This is a genomic window from Psychrobacter sp., assembly GCF_018260395.1.
In the GTDB taxonomy this organism is placed as follows: domain Bacteria; phylum Pseudomonadota; class Gammaproteobacteria; order Pseudomonadales; family Moraxellaceae; genus Psychrobacter.
In genome coordinates, this window is the sequence record NZ_JAGLBC010000041.1 from 1 (window position 1) to 19,977 (window position 19,977).

14 protein-coding genes are annotated in these 19,977 nt (G+C 36.5%); 4 read left to right on the forward strand and 10 right to left on the reverse strand.

Annotated elements, in window-relative coordinates; all coding sequences use genetic code 11:
- Positions 1-47: 47 nt before the first annotated feature.
- Positions 48-827 carry an ABC transporter permease gene (locus QZ265_RS04935; RefSeq protein WP_296403972.1) on the reverse strand — a complete coding sequence of 260 codons (780 nt, stop codon included), beginning with the start codon at positions 825-827 and terminating at the stop codon, positions 48-50.
- A gap of 394 nt (positions 828-1,221) precedes the next feature.
- On the reverse strand, positions 1,222-2,211 hold the full coding sequence (locus QZ265_RS04940; RefSeq protein WP_296403974.1) for a LysR family transcriptional regulator: 990 nt from the start codon (positions 2,209-2,211) through the stop codon (positions 1,222-1,224).
- A gap of 501 nt (positions 2,212-2,712) precedes the next feature.
- On the opposite strand from QZ265_RS04940, the gene QZ265_RS04945 reads away from it, so the two are divergent.
- Together QZ265_RS04945 and QZ265_RS04950 are read left to right on the forward strand one after the other, a co-directional pair.
- Positions 2,713-4,296: an isocitrate lyase gene (locus QZ265_RS04945; protein ID WP_296403976.1), complete on the forward strand. Its 1,584-nt coding sequence runs from the start codon at positions 2,713-2,715 to the stop codon at positions 4,294-4,296.
- Between the two features lie 440 nt (positions 4,297-4,736).
- Positions 4,737-6,251: a CYTH and CHAD domain-containing protein gene (locus tag QZ265_RS04950; protein WP_296403978.1), complete on the forward strand. Its 1,515-nt coding sequence runs from the start codon at positions 4,737-4,739 to the stop codon at positions 6,249-6,251.
- 127 nt (positions 6,252-6,378) lie between these two features.
- Here the strand turns inward: QZ265_RS04950 and QZ265_RS04955 are convergent, their stop codons facing one another.
- On the reverse strand, positions 6,379-6,915 hold the full coding sequence (locus tag QZ265_RS04955; RefSeq protein ID WP_296403980.1) for a L,D-transpeptidase: 537 nt from the start codon (positions 6,913-6,915) through the stop codon (positions 6,379-6,381).
- 134 nt (positions 6,916-7,049) lie between these two features.
- Here QZ265_RS04955 and QZ265_RS04960 point away from each other — a divergent pair, with 134 nt between their 5' ends.
- Positions 7,050-8,174, forward strand: a complete 1,125-nt coding sequence (locus tag QZ265_RS04960; RefSeq protein ID WP_296403982.1) for a hypothetical protein — start codon at positions 7,050-7,052, stop codon at positions 8,172-8,174.
- 50 nt (positions 8,175-8,224) lie between these two features.
- Here QZ265_RS04960 and ruvB read toward each other — a convergent pair whose 3' ends face one another.
- The 7 genes from ruvB to QZ265_RS04995 all read right to left on the reverse strand — a co-directional run bounded on the left by ruvB (position 8,225) and on the right by QZ265_RS04995 (position 18,803).
- Positions 8,225-9,202 (reverse strand): Holliday junction branch migration DNA helicase RuvB, encoded by a 978-nt coding sequence (ruvB, locus tag QZ265_RS04965; RefSeq protein WP_296403984.1) that lies wholly within the window; start codon positions 9,200-9,202, stop codon positions 8,225-8,227.
- Between the two features lie 176 nt (positions 9,203-9,378).
- On the reverse strand, positions 9,379-10,281 hold the full coding sequence (locus QZ265_RS04970) for a LysR family transcriptional regulator (RefSeq protein WP_296403997.1): 903 nt from the start codon (positions 10,279-10,281) through the stop codon (positions 9,379-9,381).
- Positions 10,282-10,470: 189 nt separating this feature from the next.
- On the reverse strand, positions 10,471-12,774 hold the full coding sequence (dnaX, locus tag QZ265_RS04975; RefSeq protein WP_296403986.1) for a DNA polymerase III subunit gamma/tau: 2,304 nt from the start codon (positions 12,772-12,774) through the stop codon (positions 10,471-10,473).
- 176 nt (positions 12,775-12,950) lie between these two features.
- A complete protein-coding gene (locus QZ265_RS04980; protein ID WP_296403987.1) occupies positions 12,951-14,354 on the reverse strand; it encodes a hypothetical protein in 1,404 nt (467 codons plus the stop codon).
- A gap of 196 nt (positions 14,355-14,550) precedes the next feature.
- Positions 14,551-16,077, reverse strand: a complete 1,527-nt coding sequence (gene lysS / locus QZ265_RS04985; RefSeq protein ID WP_296403990.1) for a lysine--tRNA ligase — start codon at positions 16,075-16,077, stop codon at positions 14,551-14,553.
- A 261-nt stretch (positions 16,078-16,338) separates the two neighbouring features.
- Complete coding sequence (prfA, locus tag QZ265_RS04990) at positions 16,339-17,427, reverse strand: peptide chain release factor 1 (RefSeq protein ID WP_296403992.1); 1,089 nt, start codon at positions 17,425-17,427, stop codon at positions 16,339-16,341.
- A gap of 230 nt (positions 17,428-17,657) precedes the next feature.
- Positions 17,658-18,803, reverse strand: a complete 1,146-nt coding sequence (locus QZ265_RS04995) for a beta-ketoacyl-ACP synthase III (protein WP_296403994.1) — start codon at positions 18,801-18,803, stop codon at positions 17,658-17,660.
- Between the two features lie 270 nt (positions 18,804-19,073).
- On the opposite strand from QZ265_RS04995, the gene QZ265_RS05000 reads away from it, so the two are divergent.
- Positions 19,074-19,703: an ATP-binding protein gene (locus QZ265_RS05000; protein ID WP_296403995.1), complete on the forward strand. Its 630-nt coding sequence runs from the start codon at positions 19,074-19,076 to the stop codon at positions 19,701-19,703.
- Positions 19,704-19,977: the final 274 nt, after the last annotated feature.

Consider the following 19,977-nt stretch of genomic DNA (forward strand, 5'->3'; position numbering starts at 1 on the left):
TAAATTTTAAATTAAGTTCTATAAATTTTGCTTTTATAATTTTCTGTTTATATTAAATTGTGCCTAAGAACACGGCCTTCTAACCACTTAACCAATCCAATCAGTAAAACAGTTAAAAAACTAATTAAAAATATTACCGCAAACATACTATCTAAATCATATGACTTTCGAACCCGAGTCATATAAACCCCTAATCCGTAATAGCCTCCTAACCACTCTGCAATTACAGCTGATATTAAAGCATATGAAAGTGCTACCTTTAGACCAGTAAAAAAAGATCCCATAGCAGAGGGTATCTTCAAATGACGGTATAATTGATACTTTGAGGCCTTCATAGATTTAAAAAGATTTAAATGCTCACGACTTACTGACTGATAACCATCGATCAAAGCAATAGTTATTGGAAAAAAAACAGCCAGTATAACCAATACGACTTTAGGGGTAATTCCATACCCTAGCCAAATAATTAATAGCGGCGCAATAGCAATGGTTGGGATAGTCTGATTTAACAAGATAACCGGATAAATCAGCTCTCTCATAGTTTTTGACAGATCCATAACGATAGACAGAATAAAACTAATGATAAGACCAATAGTTGTTCCTATAAAAGCGGTAGCTAAAGTGTATTTAGCATGTACCATCAATAATGGAAAATCATCTATAAAGGCTTGTACAATCTGAAATGGTGATGGCAATAAGTAATCTGGAATAATCTGTAACCAGACGCAAAATTGCCATAGGGCAATTATTAAAATAACCAAAATTTGCCTTTTTATAAGACCTCTAATCCGCTTAATAACTTTATAACGCATTTGCAAAGTTTTCATTAATAGAGTACTCAATTAAAGCGAAATAACGAATAGATTTAAGATTTTATCGAAATAATATCGCAAAAGGTTGGTTTTAACATCGAATTAGTTGTGCTTTTAATCATTTAGTTAATGGTTCATATAAATTATCAGTTAAACTAGCATAATAGTTGCCTACCTTTTTTTATAAATTTTATAAAACAAGATGCCTTTTCTACAAAAAAGATTTAATCAAATAGCCTTGTTATTTGCAGCCTTTAAACTAGCAGCCTTTAAACCCGTAGGTTTTTATATTCATATCCTTATCGTAATTCAGTCTAATGAATAAAAATAGCCCTTGGCATTGATTTGCTAAGGGCTATTTGTAAACTAATACTGTTATGCTATTTAATAAAAAGTTCTTTATATTTTGCTAAAATAAATGGCTCATTAAGGGCACATCATTTTCATTCACTTGCTCATCTGCTACAACCTGACGGGCTACATGCATAATAAGTTGACGTAACCAACGATGCGCAGGATGATGCTGTAATAATGGCGACCAAGCCATTGTCAATTCAAATTCAGGGATAAAAAATGGTGGTTCTTTTAAGACGATACTGTCATTGGTAGCTTGCATACGTGCTACCCGTGTCGGCAATGTAGCAATTAGATCTTTATTGGCAGCGAGCATAGCAGGCATTTGATAATGACGAGTAAAGACACTAATTTGACGTTTTTGACCTAGACGCTGTAATGCTTGATCAATAGAGCCTAAGCCTCCAGATTTATCTGGATTAACACCAAACCCTACTCCCATACCAGTCTTAGACACCCAAACATGCTGAGCCTTTAGATAGTTCTTTAGGTTAAAGCGGTTAACGTAAGGACTTTCTGCTGATAATAGGCAGCTAAAGGTATCTCTCCATACTAGTACTTGGTGAAAGCTTTGTGGAATTTCATTAAATCGGTTAATAGCCAAATCAACTCTACCCTGCTCCATGTCTCGATATGAGACGTCAGAAGGCGTTAAGAAGTCTAAAATGACATTAGGTGCTTCTGAGCGCAGAGCTTTAACTAGTCTTGGCACTAAAGTTGCTTCGGCATAGTCGGATGTCATAATTCTAAAGACACGAGAAGTACTATAAGGTCTAAATTCTGTCCGAGGCTCTAATAATTGAGACAATTCTGCTAAAATTTCGCGCACTCGAGGTTGAAGTTCTAAAGCACGCTCGGTAGGTGTCATACCTTCTGAAGATCGTACCAACAGTGGATCATTAAACAATTTACGTAATCTTCTTAAAATATTACTCATTGCTGGCTGAGTAATGCCCAATTGTTCTGCAGCGCGAGTAACATTTTTTTCGCGTAACAATACATCTAAATTAACCAATAAATTTAAATCTACTCTTTGTAAATTCATAAAACTCTCTGAGATGTCTCTTTCTAAAATATATAAATCAAAATCAAAATCAAAATCAAATTACCTGAAAACCATTATCAAATTAGTCAATGGTAATTAATGATATACGTGTCTATTAAAGCCTTGATTACTAGGCGGAGTCGCTATAAGAAATACTTAAACCTATATGTTCATTGTACTATAATTTAAATAAATACCCAAGATAACCTTCATAAACTAGATAAATTCAGCTAATGTGGTTATAGTGTTTCTCAAGTGTTTAGGGCAAGTGTGGTCAAAACACATCTTAAGTCAGACTCAATGAGCTTTATATAAGATTATAAGAGCGGTTTAAGAAACAAACATTTACACCAATTTTAAACTTTCAGCTTGTTTATCGCTACAGTAGCTATAATCAACTATTAGAAAGAAAGTTAAATAAAGCTTCTTAACTTTTAATTAGAATTGAAATAACAGACGAATTTATTTTACCTAATCCATCCCCAATCTAGGAGACAATTGATGTCAACTTATAAATCAGCTATTGACCATATCCGTGAAATTAAAGCAAAACATGGTAACTGGCAGAATATCAGCGAGTCTGATGCTGCTCGTATGATGGTTCAAAACCGTTTTAAAACTGGTCTTGATATCGCCAAATATACTGCTGCTATTATGCGTAAAGATATGGCAGAGTATGATGCAGACACTTCAAAGTACACTCAGTCTCTAGGTGCATGGCATGGTTTCGTTGCCCAACAAACTATGTACGCTAAGAAAAAATACTTTGGTACAACCTCTAAAACTTACATCTACTTATCAGGTTGGATGGTTGCAGCACTTCGTTCTGAGCTAGGTCCTTTACCTGATCAATCAATGCATGAAAAAACTACTGTACCTGCTTTAATTGAAGAGATCTACACTTTCTTACGTCAAGCTGATGCTAAAGTATTAAACGATTACTTCCGTGAGCTTAATGCTGCTAAAGAAGCTGGTCAAGACACTTCTGCTATCGAAGAAAAAATTAACAATTTTGATTCACACGTTGTGCCAATCATTGCTGATATCGATGCAGGTTTTGGTAACGAAGAAGCTACTTACTTGCTCACAAAAGCTATGATCGAAGCTGGTGCCTGTGCTATTCAAGTAGAAAACCAAGTTTCTGATGCTAAGCAGTGTGGCCATCAGGCTGGTAAAGTAACCGTACCACATGAAGACTTTATCTCTAAGCTTAACGCTATTCGTTATGCATTCTTAGAACTAGGCGTTGATGACGGTGTTATCGTTGCTCGTACGGATTCTGAAGGTGCATCATTAACTCAAAAGATCCCAGTATCTGAAGAGCCAGGTGATTTAGCTTCTAAATATATTGATTTCATCGATGTTGAAGAAATCGATATTGCTGATGCAAAAGAAAATGATGTGTTATTAAAGCGTGATGGTAAATTGGTTCGTCCAGTTCGTCTAGCTAACGGCTTATTCCAGTTCCGTGAAGGTACTAACATTGATCGTGTTGTACTTGATTGTGTTACTGCCCTTGAAAATGGCGCTGACTTACTATGGATTGAAACACCTACTCCAGACGTTGATCACATCAAAATGATGGTTGACCGTATTAAAGAGCAACAGCCAAAAGCGAAGCTAGTTTATAACAATAGTCCATCTTTTAACTGGACGCTTAACTTCCGTAAGCAAGTTATCGCACAGTGGGAAGAAGAAGGTAAAGACATCTCAGCATACGATAAGAACAACTTAATGAGTGCTGACTATGATGGTTCTGAACTTGACGCTGCTGCTGACCAAGCTGCTAAGAATTTCCAACGTGATGCAGCGCGTGAAGCGGGTGTGTTCCATCATCTAATCACTCTACCTACTTACCATACTACTGCCCTAAGCGTACATGAGCTTGCTAAAGGCTACTTTGGTGAAGACGGTATGCTTGCTTATGCTGCTGGCGTTCAACGTAAAGAAATCCGTGAAGGTATTTCGTGCGTGAAGCATCAAGCAATGGCTGGTTCAGATCTAGGTGATGATCACAAAGAGATTTTCTCTGGTGAAAACGCTCTTAAAGCTGGTGGCGAGAAAAATACGATGAACCAGTTCTAATAATTTTTTAATAAAACATTAAATAGATTATTGTTACTTTCATTAAAAAACGCTCTAACTTGAACTAAACTGCAAATTTTAATGGTTTAGTTTCATCCAAGGACCGAGTTCTGTAGTTTACAGGATTCGGTCTTTTTGGTTTTTGGTTATATATTCTTGATTGCAGATATTAGTATTTGGATTTAATGACATAACAACCTATCTATTTAATGGCATTAAATTATTGACATGTAATTAAATAATACTTTGATTATAGGAATGTAATACTAATTAATTTAATTATTGTTCGTGGCTGTCAACAAACTGTCACGTTAATATGCTTGCGATTATTATCTGAATATCCTACGATAATGAATAATTCTTGAATACATATTAAATTATGATTCATCAAAATTCATTCCTATATCATTGTTTCTATGAGTTTTACTCGAGGAAAAAACATGCAAGAGATAGAGCTTAAGTTTTTAGTTCCTGAATACAAAGTTGATGCTTTAATGCGTCAAGCTAAGATTCGATCCTCTAATACCACTAAACTAGCGGCGCATTATTACGATACTGATAATAATATATTGGCTCAGGCAGGAATGGCTTTAAGAATTCGTAAAGAAGGCAATACATGGGTTCAAACCTTAAAGTCTAATGGCGATGGCATGGCATCTAGAGGTGAACAGAATAATACACTTGATGAAGTCAAGGTCAATGAAGCCTTAGAAACTAATAGTTTGTACCCAGATTTATCTGTATATGATGAGCTTGGATTACAAGAGATCATTCAAGACTCTAGTCAAGAACAAGGGACTAATGCTGGTAAGTTAAACTGCCTTTATGTTACTGATGTTGAGCGCACTACTCGCCTTATCAAAGGTACGAATGGTGTGGTTGAAATGGCTTATGATAAAGGTATTGTAGTTCATGGTGAAGACTCACAACTGAGTAAACCTATCTTGGAGCTTGAGTTCGAATTAATTGAAGGTGAAGTTTCTTATTTATTTGAAGTCGCCAAAACTTGGTGTAAACGTTATAACTTGTGCTTATCTACTGTTACTAAAGCAGAATTAGGTGGTCTTCTAGTGGCAGGTAAGGAATATACCGATGCTACTAAGTCAAATTTAAAACAACTTTCATTTGATAAAGATGTTAGTCAAACTGAGTTTTTAAGAGCTGTAGTACATAATTGTATGATTCAGATTTTACCTAATGTAAGCGCTATTGCTGCTGGTAGCGACGATGGTAACCATGTGCATCAACTTAGAGTTGGAATTAGAAGATTACGTACAGCTTTGAAATTATTCGCTAAGTTTTCTTCTCAAATTAATCCTGAATGGGCCCTAATCTTAAAACAAACTTTTGGGTTATTGGGTGAAAATCGTGACCTTGAATTACTCCAAACTAAAACCCAACCTATGTTGGAATCTGAAGGCAGTCCGTATGTAGACTGGTCAAAAGAGCGTGAAGCAATTAAAATTAAACCTATTGATGCGATAAGAGCCCCTGATTTCCAAATTACTTTATTAGAATTAATAGAATATATCATGAGTCCGGCTAAAAAAGACAAGCCTTTATTGAAAGGTTCGGCCAAACAAGAAACGGGTAAAATTTTGGATTCATTGTATAAAAAGAGTAGTAAAGCCAGCGATCAATTTGCTGCCTTAGATATCGAAGCTCAACATGATGTCAGAAAGCGTCTAAAAAGCCTTCGCTATATAAGTGAGTTCGCAAGCCCCATGTATAAAAAGAACCAAGCCAAAGCTTTCATAAATTTTTTAGAGCCAGCACAAGAAGTACTTGGTAACTACAATGATGACATTGTTGGACAAGCATTTTATAGACTAAAAACCCAAAGTGATCCAAATGCTTGGTTTGCAGTAGGCTATTTTACCGCTCATGAAAGTCATGCTGCTGAAGTTTGTGCACAAAGTCTTAAAAAAGTGAAAGATGCACCCAAATTCTGGTAGACCTTATATAAAGGTCTGATATCACAACTGTTATATTTTAATAAACAGACTAGTTCAAAGTTCAAATTGAGAAAAGCATCTTACTAGCTCTAACGCTTGTGAGGTGCTTTTTTGCAAACAATATTTTTTATCTCTTAACAATTTCAACTGGTGTACCTTCTTCGACATTATCAAACAACCATAGCAGATCAAGATTGCGCATACGTATACAGCCATGTGACAGTGGCACGCCCATAGGCTCAGTATGTGGCGTACCATGGATATAAATGTAACGCTTATAAGTGTCACAGCAGCCCACTTTGTTTTCGCCTTTGTTAAAACCCTTTTCACATCCAGTAAGCCATAAGATTCGAGTCAAAATCCAATCACGATCAGGGTATTGCTCGCCCAAACGATCATTATAAATTTCGCCAGTGGCCTGTCTCGCTACAAATACGCTATTCTCTGGTAAATTGTTGCCAATTTTATTTGCAATACAATGTTTTCCTAAAGGGGTACAGCCACTACCCTCTTGATTGCCAATACCATTTTTTGCAGTAGAAATGCTAAAAACATGGCGCTCTATGCAGCCATCTTTAGTAGTGAGCGTTAGCGTCAGTGACTGCTGCTCTATATTAATAGTAATTTCAGGCGTTAATTTTTTTATTAACTGCAGGCTTGTCATCAATTTATCATCCGATTATTTAACAAACAATGGTTTCATTAGATACTCAACTGTCCACATATCTAAGATTTAGGGTTGTAACTCTTCAAATACACCCTTATGATGTCTATAAATATTTCAAACCAGTAGGTTTTATGACAGCGCTTTTACCGACCCGTGTTTCACTTTATGATTTTTTGATTGAAGATACATGTCCAATAGATGCCATCTTTGCAGATATAGGAAGTATTTCAATACCTCAGGCTCGGGTGATTATCCAAGCTGGTATTCAAGGAATTATTAGTGGACTTTTGGCTTACAACCAAATGCATGGCGCAGATGCTGTGATTAAGAAACTTTTGGTTCGTAATCAGGTAAAAGACTTACGTAAATTTAATGCTTTTAATCTAAAAACCATGAATGCTGCTTACCAAAATGGTAATACGATAAACGACACCCTATTTGATTCAAATGAAATACAAAAGCAAATTTGTCTAAAAATAGCTATGCAAGCTAGATTAAATCCTAATTTGGTTCGACATTTATTAGGTGGCTTATCTTTATTGTGCATCCGAGAAATTTCCATATTAGCAGATTACGCTCATTTAGATGAGAAAGAAATAGAGCATTGGTTTAATCTACAACCTCAGTTTTTTCAATTAAAACGTGGCACTGTTAATGCGGTAGAATTCAACAATACAAACTTATTAACTGCATACAAACTTCCACAGTTTGACAGCTCATGGCACGATATTACTGGCTATCAACAGCCAATAACTCCTACAGATGTCTTATCAGAGCAGATGCCACATTATGCAAAAGTAATTGAACGAGCCGACCAAAACTCAGACAATAATTATTTATCAGCTGAAGAAAAATTAATTGTAGACAATTCTAATCATAGTGACGTGCTGACTTTTGATACAATGCCTAATATATCTTTGCCTTATCAACGTTGGTTATTACAACTGGCTAAAATATCTGATATTTACATTAGTCGTCGCCGTTTGAAGATTGCGCCTGAACCTGTACAACCGCCGTCTAGACCATTTGTAAATTTTGGATTTTTAGATACGCAAAAAAGTAAAAAATTTGATGGACATGATGTGATCGTGGCTACTAATAATAGCTCTGGTCAACTATGGAAAAATCCTATTATAATTCTGTTAGTACTTGTACTTGGTGGCTTAAGTCTTATGGCTATTGGAAAATATAAATATAAACAATCTAAAGTCATTACGCATACTAATCATAGTAATAACGCTCTGAACCTTAAATGAATACTTAAAATTTAGGACGTTCAAAAATGTTAAATAAGCCATAATAATTATTAAAGTTGATCAATTGCCATTTGAGTTAGTACCCGCCCTCTAGCTGTTCTTAATACATAACCTTGTTGAATTAGATAAGGCTCAATAACATCTTCTAAAGTTCCTCTATCCTCTGCCATAGCCGCTGCAATCGCCTCTACACCGGCAGGACCTCCATCAAAACGAGCATGAACCATTTCGATGTAACGTCTATCTAAATTATCAAGACCTCTTCTATCTACTGCTAACATATCCAAAGCACTATCCGCAATATCACCGGTAACTTGCCCATTAGATTTTACTTCCGCATAGTCCCGAACACGTCGTAATAATCGATTAGCGATACGTGGCGTTCCCCGTGAACGTCTGGCTACTTCTACTGCCCCTTCAGGTGTCATATCAACATTCATCAACCGAGCAGAACGACTAACAATAGTGGTTAGATCTTCGATATTATAAAATTCAAGACGTTGTACGATACCAAATCTATCTCGTAGAGGAGAAGTTAATAATCCAGCTCGTGTGGTCGCTGCCACCAAAGTAAAGGGGGGTAAATCTAATTTAATTGAACGAGCTGCAGGTCCTTCACCAATCATAATATCCAACTGGAAGTCCTCCAATGCTGGATAAAGAATCTCTTCAATAACAGGACTCAATCTATGAATTTCATCGATAAATAAGACATCCCCTTCTTCAAGATTGGTCAACATTGCCGCTAAGTCTCCCGCTCTTTCTAGAACAGGGCCAGAAGTTGAACGCAAATTACCGCCCATTTCACGAGCTATAATATTCGCCAATGTTGTTTTACCTAACCCAGGGGGTCCAAAGATTAAAGTATGGTCTAAAGCTTCTTGCCTCCTTCGAGCCGCTTCAATGAATACTTCCATTTGTTCACGAACAACGGGCTGACCTATATATTCAGCCAATGTTCCAGGACGAATATTGCTATCCACTACGTCGTCTTGGCGCTCTAAAGGATTAATCAGTCTATTTTCCATAATCTGTTATACATAACCTTATAAAATATCGAGAGTGTGTTGGTCGATAAGGGCTTTAAAATCTATTGAGATTAAAAAATTACACACAAAAAAATACGCTAAATTAATGTTTATTATATATCATAAACACCAATTTAGCGTCAGTCTTAAAACGAGTATAAAACTTTAAGATCTAGTTACACAGGAGCATGGAAGTGCTTTTTAAGAACTTCTAGACAACGCGTAATTTTTGCAGGTTGCTGATCACGATCTAAAGTAACCGCATATAAAACGAAGTGTGGTAAGGAGTACTCAGGAATCACTTCAACCAACTCACCAGAAGCCAAATCCTTTTGAACATCAAGTGACATTACACGAACTAAACCATGACCTTCTTTGGCTAAAGTAGTCGCTAAGAACACATTGTTTGTTTGAATTCTAGAAAGTACCTTAACACGATTCTTTTTACCGGTTTCAATACTACTGAAATCTAAAATATTTGGATCTTTCATTAAATCAATACTAATGAGCTGATGATTGACTAAGTCTTTAGGTTTGGTAATCTTTTCGTGCTGTCTTAAATAGTCTGGTGAAGCAACAAGCATTTGTTTAACTTCAGCCAATGGATAAGTAGCTACTGAACTGTCTTTTATCTGTGGACTCATTCTAATAGCAATATCAGCACGCTCATCAATCATATCAATATAATGATTGTCTGCTAGAAAATGAATACTTAAATCATCGTGAGCTGCCATCCAAGTAGATAGTGCTGGAAGAATATGATTTACGCCTAATTCTGGAGTGGTTGCAATCCGTAAACTTCCTGCCAATTCGTCACGCAATTGGTTTACTTTAATTCGCCCTTTATCAGCAGCACTAACAACGTCTTTTGCAGCTTCATAGAAACTTGCCCCAGCTTCTGTCAAACTTAACTTTCTTGTAGACCTATGAAGTAACACTACTCCAAGATCTTTTTCTAAAGATCTGATTTGTTGGCTAACTGCACTAGTAGTTATACCCAACTGTCTAGCTGCCCCACTGAATGAACCATGGCCGACAACACTGGCGAATACCGCCATGCCCCTTAAATTGTCTAACATCATTCTTAACACCTAACATATAAAGTAAGTGGCGTAGTATAACTCATTTAAACAAACAATTGTTTAGAAAGTGATGACAAAACGTGGGTTTTTTCATTTTTTTAAGTAATTTTTCGTTAAAACTTATTATACAAACTTTGCAGTTGACGTAAATAATAATATTTAACTATTTTAGGTGTTATATGGGTGTTATAAAAGCTTTAAATTAACTATCTCCCCTTTATAATCATGGATTAGCCTTTGCAAAACTGGACTTTGAATAAGCATCTCTTTAGCTTGATTTTTAGCTAGTTCTTCACGCATAAGTTGTCTATTTTGTGGTAGTAAATCTAAATTATCAGACTTTAATGAACTATCAACTTCAATTGATACTTCTGCTCCAAATTGATCATTCAAATATGTGCTTAGATGATTAAAAATACTTTGCATATTTTTTGTATCAAAGGCAACTTTAAATACACATTTCCCAGAAATTTGACCTGTCATTACGCCTTGTCTTGCCATAGCCAGTTGATCAGAACCCAATTTTCCAGATTCTCTTGCTGATTGCAACCAATAATCCCATTTTTCAGGCGTCCATTCACCAACCAATTCTATAGGTACACACTTTAATAGAGCACGCGGATCATCTGCAGATAGTTTGTCTATTACATTGCTTTCTACTTTAATATTGTCTTGTACTTTAAACTTATCTTGTACTTTAACCTTGTTTTGTTCTTTAACATTGCCTTGTTCTTTAATATTAGTACTTAATAATATTGATTGATTATCGGGCTCTACGTCACTTACATTAGCATCTAATAACGCTTGAGGTTCAATCGTCACATCGGCTAATTTATTATTTTCCAATGTATTTGAATCTGCAAATATAGTATTGCTACTTTCGCTATCTTGATCTATCTGAGAGGCTAACCCGTTATCCATGTCTTTAAGAGTGTCAGTGTCAGTGTCAGTGTCAGTGTCAGTGTCAGTGTCAGTGTCAGTGTCAGTGTGAATGACATCATTATCTCTAACGTCAACAAATGGCTTTTCAAGTTGCGTTATTGTATTCTGTGACTCATTTATACCTTGTACAATTGATTCTTGTACTATTGAGTGTTGTACAATGAGGTCTTGATCATGACTTTCAGTTTGTGTTTTCAAATCTAATAGGACATGAGCATCATTTGAATCTTTCGTGTCAACTGAGATACTTTGCGGCATCTCTGTTTCAAGATCATCAGAAGAAGTATCATACAGTTGCAGATTGTCTGTATCTTTAAATTGATCAGTATCTTTAAAATGATCAGTATTTCCACTTTTAGACTTATATTGTAAATCAGACTGATCTTCATCGGCTGTAGAATTATGTTCAGCTGTTATTGCATCTGGTTTTAAAGGTACAGGTATTTCATTTATGGCCAGTGGTCTAAACGCCAGCAAACGTAATAAACACATCTCCAAAGCTTGTAATGGCGTATTAGCCAATTTTATTTGTTCGCGTCCTTGGATAATAATCTGATAATAAAGCTGTAAGACATCAGCTCCAATAGTAATAGCCAACTGCTTGATTTGCTGTATTTGCACATCATTTACGTTTAATGCCACGTTTGGCAATAATTGCACCATGGCAATTTGATGCAATAACTCTGCTAGCCCATCAAACATACTGCCAGCATCTACCATTTGGGCTCGCATTTGTTCAATATGCGCCGATACAGATTCTGTATCGCCTTGATAGATATCTAATAATAATTGCACCAGATCTGCGTTATCAATTAATCCTAACATATCATTAACCGTTTCATCGGATAATGCACCTTGACCAAAGGCAATAGCTTGGTCAGTCAATGATAGTGCGTCACGTACAGAGCCTTTGGCTGCATTCGCCAATTGCCATAAAGCAGGCTGGGTATAATTTATGCCTTCAAGTGTCAGTAAGTTTGCAATATGTTCGCTAATGGCTTGCTGTGGCAACGGCCTAAGAACAAACTGCAAACATCGACTAATAATGGTAATAGGCAGCTTTTGAGGGTCTGTGGTCGCTAGCAAAAACTTAACGTGAGGAGGTGGCTCCTCTAAAGTTTTTAGCAAAGCGTTAAAACTGTGTGTCGAAAGCATGTGTACTTCGTCAATCAAGTAAACCTTAAAGCGACCTTGCGTGGGGGCATAGGGAACATTATCTATAAGCTCTCGAGTATCTTCCACTTTGGTACGTGATGCTGCATCAATTTCTATTAAGTCTATAAAGCGACCTTGGTCTATAGCCACACAGCTACTACATACACCACATGGCGTACTGGTTATACCTGTTTCACAGTTTAAACACTTTGATAAGATACGAGCTATTGTTGTTTTACCAACTCCACGAGTACCCGTAAATAGGTAAGCATGGTGTAGCCTATTATGATCAATGGCATTTATTAGTGCTTTAGACACATGCGATTGCCCTATTAATTCATGGAAATTTTTTGGGCGATATTTACGTGCTAAAACTTGATACTGCTGCGACATAATGGATAACCAAACCTAGTGTATTGTTCAAATACTTAGAATAAGAGAAGTTAGGCTCAAGTCAGTTATCACTGCTTGAGCCATTAATACGAAAATTTATATCACTAATTAACGTTGAAGACACTGGTTACTTTAATAACAGTTGAACTTTTAGTAATTCTTCAAACGTATTTATTTTATTGGTAATAAAGCTTATCACTCTCTGATAGTTTAAAGCCAGACTGATGGTAAATATCCATAAGAACAGTCACGTTACCCTGACCATCATCATTGGACATATCAAATCCCAAAACAAAATATTCCTTCATGACAGGATTTTGCAGTTGAGCATTAATATCCATCAATAGTTTTTTATAATTTTGCTGTAAAAATTGTTTTGAGTACTGTGCATCTTTAGCTAGGCCGTATACGACGATAACATAGTGATGGCCAAAATCATTATAAGAGTGTTGATGACATAAGTAGCCATTCATGCAATCTTCTTTAGTTCTATTTTCATAAGCCATCATTTCTTCGATAATGCTCATACGGGTATACATGGACTCAGCAACTAACATTTTCACTTGCTCAAGTGGGATTATATCGCCAGCTTGATGCCGACGCTTCGTTGCTCCATTTAGCAACTTTTGAAAGATTGTAGCTTGAGACTGTAGTTTCTGACCCAACTCAGTATGGGTATCTGCCAAGGTTGTATTATTTGTGGTGTTATTGACAATATCTGTCAGTCGAGTTTCAACCTTGTTCAATAAACCTATTTCAACCAATTTCTGTTGGACAGCTACCGCCCTTTGATAAAAGTCAGGCGTATTTAAAAAATTCTGAGCCAATACAAGCTCACCGTCAAAATCTTTAAAATCAACTAAATTCAATAAGTGATAATCAAAATAGCTCAATAAATCACTTGGCGTTTGCAACAGCTTAACCATTTGATAGAAGCTGTTTAGACTAAATAACTGTAATACTTTGGCTTCATCATCCAAATCTAAAACACATTCTTCCTGGAAAAAGGTACTTCCAAATTCATGATCAACTTGATAGCTAGAACCTTCATGCACCAAAGTTAATGAAGTAAGGCCAATATAATGAATTTTTTCAATATTTTGATCATCGGCTATTGGCAAATCTACTTTGCTGGTGAATTGTTGAAAACGCTTGTTAATATAAGTGGCAGCTTGTTGTTTTAATTCTGCAAGTATAGACTTAGAAACACTCTTAGTTTCAACTTCAGCAACTTGCTCATGAGTCATTACATATAAAAGTTGTTTACCTACATTAAATGCGTAATCAAATTTACCTGGCCCAATCAATGGATCATCTTTAATCAAATAAATAGATAAAAAAGTATGGTGGAACATAGCTAGCCAATCAAAACTTGAAACCGTAATTGCCTTTTTTTGCTGTTCTGCTACAGCGGTAGCTGATTTGTCAGCTTCTGATAAAGGGGAAATAAATGGTTTTTGAGTCGTTATTGGTGCAGGATTAGATGGGCTAACATTGCCTTCATCATCCTTAGCGGCATATCGTCTCTCTTGATTGTTCAAAGAAACACTTTTTAATTTTTGAGCAGAATAATTGGCCATAACATCCATTTAACCTAAACTGTGAATATATTCAAAATAACATTACTTACTATACCGCTTTTTTAAGTCTGTTGCACATATGTTAAGGCTTTTATAACTATATTTAAATAACCAAAAAATATAGGACTGCAATAGTAGGCAGTCCTATATAGTTTTATCAATAACTTAAAGCAAAAATTTTAATTTTACAGTGTTATTAATTCTTCATACGCATATGTGGAAATAAAATTACATCACGAATACTAGCAGAATCTGTAAATAGCATGACTAGGCGATCAATACCAATACCCTCACCCGCAGTTGGTGGTAAGCCATAAGAAAGTGCTTCTATATAATCTGCATCAAAGTGCATAGCTTCATCATCACCAGCTTCTTTTTCAGCAACCTGATTATGAAAACGTTCTTCTTGATCTGCTGGATCGTTTAGCTCACTAAAGCCGTTGGCGATTTCACGACCACCAATGAATAATTCAAAACGATCTGTTATGTCAGGATTATTATCATTGCGGCGTGCTAAAGGTGAGGTTTCGGCTGGATATTCAGTAATAAAAGTGGGCTGGCGTAGCTTATGTTCAGCGGTTTCTTCGAAAATAATGGTCTGTAGTTTACCAATCCCAAAGCCTTTTTTAACTTGCTGTTTTAATACATTTTGAGCATAGTCTGCTAGATAATCACGGTCATCAATCTGACTCATGTCAAAATTATCGGCATATTGAGCAATAGCATCTTTCATGCTTAAACGTGCAAAAGGTGCTTTTAGGCTAATGGTCTCGTCTTGATAAATTAGCTCAGTAGTGCCTAAGATATCTGTCGACAATTCATTGAACATGCGCTCAGTTAAATCCATTAAATCATTGTAATCTGCATACGCTTGGTAGAACTCAATCATTGTGAATTCAGGGTTATGACGGGTAGATACCCCTTCATTACGGAAACTACGATTGATTTCAAACACACGCTCAAAGCCGCCTACTACTAAGCGTTTTAAATATAACTCAGGCGCAATACGCAAATACAATGGCATATCCAAAGCATTATGATGAGTTACGAATGGGCGAGCGACCGCACCACCTGGAATCGGATGCATCATTGGCGTTTCAACTTCCATAAAACGCTCATTTAGCATAAATTTACGGATACCGCTAATGACTTTACTACGAATCGTAAACGTACTTCGGCTAGCATCATTGGTCATTAAGTCTAAATGACGATTACGGTAGCGAGCTTCTGTATCCGCTAAGCCATGAAACTTATTTGGCATAGGTCGTAAAGACTTGGTTAATAAGGTGATTTCTTCGATATGAACGTATAAATCACCTTTTCCTGAGCGACCTATATAGCCAGATACACCAACAATATCGCCTAAGTCCAATGATTTAATTAAAGCCAAGCTATCTTCATCAAGTTCTTTTCGAGCTACGTACAATTGGATACGACCTGTCATGTCTTGAATAACAATAAAAGCGCCACGGTTGAGCATGACTCGACCCGCAACATTTACCTGCGTCTTTTCACCATTTGCAGCCTTCTCTTCAATGACTTCTTTTGACACATTTTCAAACTGCTTCTGTAAATCCTCAGCATAATCGGTACGTTTGAACTTGTTAGGATAAGCCACTTTACCAGACGCTGCAATCTCATTAAGCTTAGTTTGCCGCTGAGCAATGAGGTCATTCGTTTCATCGATAGATGGGGCTTGATCTTGATTATTTTGATTGGACATAAGACTCTCTAATTAATTTCAATGAAGGTGTTATCCGTTCTAAATTAAGCGCTACCAATATATATATTTGGTATGACAACACAGTTGCAGCAACATAAGTTAATAATTTTAACAAAGTTAATTAAGTTAACAAAGTCAAGCTGTTTCAAAAAGCGGTTTGATAGTTGTGGAAAACCGATTAAACTGTCTTCAAAATTTATATTGGTTTTAGACCTAAGTTATGTTAACGCTTATCCGTGTATTTATAATAGCCTAATTTATTTATTCGCCACTAACACTAGCCATTAAGTCGGCTTGGTGTTCACGATTTAAAGCATCAAGCAACTCATCTAAATCACCTTCCATAATGGCATCTAACTTGTACAAAGTTAGGTTAATACGGTGATCTGTCATACGGCCTTGTGGGAAGTTATAAGTACGGATGCGCTCACTGCGATCGCCACTACCCACTAAGTTACGACGTAGCGCATCAGCAGTATCAACTTGCTCTTGTACTTTCGCTTGCTGGATACGCGCAATCAGCATTTGCATGGCTTTAGCGCGGTTTTTATGTTGGCTTCGTTCCTGTTGACACTCCGCTACCACACCTGTAGGAATATGAGTCAATCGTACCGCAGAGTCTGTAGTGTTCACGTGCTGACCACCCGCACCACTAGATCGGAAGGTATCCATGCGGATGTCAGCAGGGTTTAACTCCACTGTGTCATCAATTTTAACCTCTGGCATGACAGCTACTGTACAAGCTGAGGTATGAACACGGCCCTGACTTTCAGTTTCAGGGACGCGTTGTACGCGGTGTGCCCCAGATTCAAATTTTAAACGACCATAAACATCGTTGCCAGATACTCTAGTGATAATCTCTTTATATCCGCCATGCTCGCCCTCATTAGTAGATAAGACTTCAATAGTCCAGCCCTGAGTTGATGCATAGCGCTCATACATACGAAACAAATCGCCTGAGAAGATTGCTGCTTCATCACCACCCGTACCCGCGCGAATCTCTAAGAATGCAGGAACCTTATCGTTAGGATCTTTTGGCAGCATCATAACGTTAAGCTCTTCTTCCATCTTTTCGATATCATTAGCCGCAGTGTCAATCTCCTCTTGCATCATCGCCTTCATATCAGGATCAGCTGCATCTTTGAGCATTTCTTCAGCATCTTGTTTATCAGTTTCAGCCTGACGGTAACGTTGCCATAGCGTAGTAATTTCGCTCAGGTCACTGTGCTCCATTGAGAGCTCACGAAACTTGTTGTTATCACTAATGACATCGGGATCAGAAAGCAGTGCCGTTACTTCTTCGTAGCGATCGACCATCTGATCTAAGCGTTCTCTTAAAGAGTCTTTCATAATTTATCTTTTCTTGAGTTTGGTTATAAACGATATTAACGACCAAATAAGTCATTGATAGCTAAAATAGGTTATTGAATTTCGTTGAAATCTAAATAGATAGCTAAACCATAGTTTATGGCTATGATCGTTAATGGCTATTAAAATTAATGGCTATCAAATTTAAGCTAATTTCGGGTATAAAAATAAAGTCGCTAATTATAGCAAATTTTAAGCGTAATACCGAGATTTTAAACCTTTCTAAGTAACACTGAACCAATAGAGTAACCTGCACCGAAGGAACACATCACACCTAAATCTCCAGACTGCAATTTATCTTTGAAACGATGAAATACGATAATTGGACTGGCTGAGCTGGTATTTCCAAATTCATCAATTACAGTTGGTGCAATAGATGGGTCTGCTTGCTTGCCTGCTATACTTCGCAAAATTAAATGGATCATATTGATATTTGCTTGATGTAACCACATCATTTTTACTTCATCTGCTTGCAAATTATTTTCTTCTAAATGAGTAGTAATAATTTCTGATACCTTTGGGCACACTTCACGAAATACCTTACGACCATTTTGTAAAAACAGCTTATCAGTCGTTGGCTCTTTTAGATCACAATACAAGTCTTTTTCTGCTGCTAAATACTCGCCTTTATCTAAGAATCCATATTCGTTTTTTATATTGGTAGAAAACTGGGTATATAGCTTACTATCAATAATCTCATAACCTTTTGGTATATCAGATGCTTCAATAATGCTAGCAGTCGCTACATCACCAAAAATAAAATGGCTGTCACGATTTCGCCAATTTAAATGGGCAGTGGTAATCTCCACATTTACTACCGCAATCTTGCTACCTAGACCAGCTTTAATTGAACCTACTGCTTGAGCAATACCAAAAGTTGCGGCACTACATGCAACATTCATATCATAAGCAAAGCCACCTTCCATACCGATACCATGTTGTATTTCAATGGATAAAGCAGGATATGGACGAGGTAAATTTGAACAGGCAACAATAACGCCATCAAGCTGATTGGCTTCAATACCGGCCTCGTTTAGCGCTTGTTTTAATGCGTCAACACCCATTTCTGCCATTACGGTTAACTCTTCTCCTAACTTGCGGGCTGGCAAAACTGGTGTCATTATTTCAGGATCTAAGATATTTTTTTTATCCATCACATAACGTGATTTAATACCAGATACTTTTTCTATAAATTCTGCTGAAGACTTCTTTAAAGCTTCACGATTACCCGCCTCAATCTCGTTAGCATATTGATGATTATAATTGTCAACATATTGATTAAACGATTCAACAAGCTCTTCATTACTGATGCTATATGGCGGAATATATAGACCTGTCCCTGTAATATATGTTTTCATATTGCTTCCTATATCTCTTGATAAATTAGGTGACTGACGCCGTTTATCTTTAACAATTTTACGTCAATATGCTGTACAACGTGCACGATCATTCATTACAAACGTCTATTTATGACGTAGAATCAAAATGTATGATAATGGTGCAGCTCGTTGTACTAAAAAAAGATTTTTATTACCAAACCATATATTATGCCTGTTTTAGCGTATTATTCCTAATACTGAGTGTTATAAATTTTTAACAGCAATTACATAAGATTTTCGAGCACTAATATGACGCACTCTAAACCTCAATTTAATCGCCTTTTAATACTTCCATTTAATAAAGACGCTAAAACAGAAATACTGCCTTCATTACAGCAGCTCAAAATAGCTGACGTTTTTAAAGTAGCGGTCTTAGGCGCGGAAAGTACCGGCAAGACCACCTTATGTAAAGATTTAGCAGAGCATTTTAATACGGTTTTGGTAGGTGAATATATGCGCCCTTACCTTCAAAAGAAATGGGACTTAACTCAAACCAGTTGTGAGTGGGACGATTTAATGCCTATTGCGCAAGGTCAGATAGCGGATGAAAATTCGAAAGCATCACTAGCCAATCATTATCTATTTTGTGACACTACCCTATTTGAACTAATGATTTATTCTTATTGGTATTATGACAAATGCCCTTATGCCATAGAATTTGCCGCATTGAATCATCATTACGACATGATTCTGCTAACAGAAGTAGACGTGCCATGGGTAGCTGATGACTTGCGAGATGCGCCTCACCAACGTCATGAAATTAGTCAAGCGTTTGTTGATACCCTTAACCACTATCACAAACCATTTAAGCGTATTGGCGGTAGCCAAAATGAAAGAGTATGCAAAGTGGTACAGTGGCTTGATGATTTAAGTAAATAATTATACACAGTGTTCTTCAATTTTTAATTCACTAATATTTCTTTTATCAATTAGAATTAATAGCTCGCCGCCATAAAACTTCTGTAAGTGTAGTTAAAGATATATCTAGGCTTTTTTTAGATTAGTGCCCTCACTAAATTACAATTAAATATTTTATTTTACGGACAGTATTACTATAATTTATGTAGAATAATTTAACTTTATCAAGGCATTGAAATATAACTTAGATTAACACATGAAGTGCAATATCAAATGACAGGTGAAAAAAAGACCT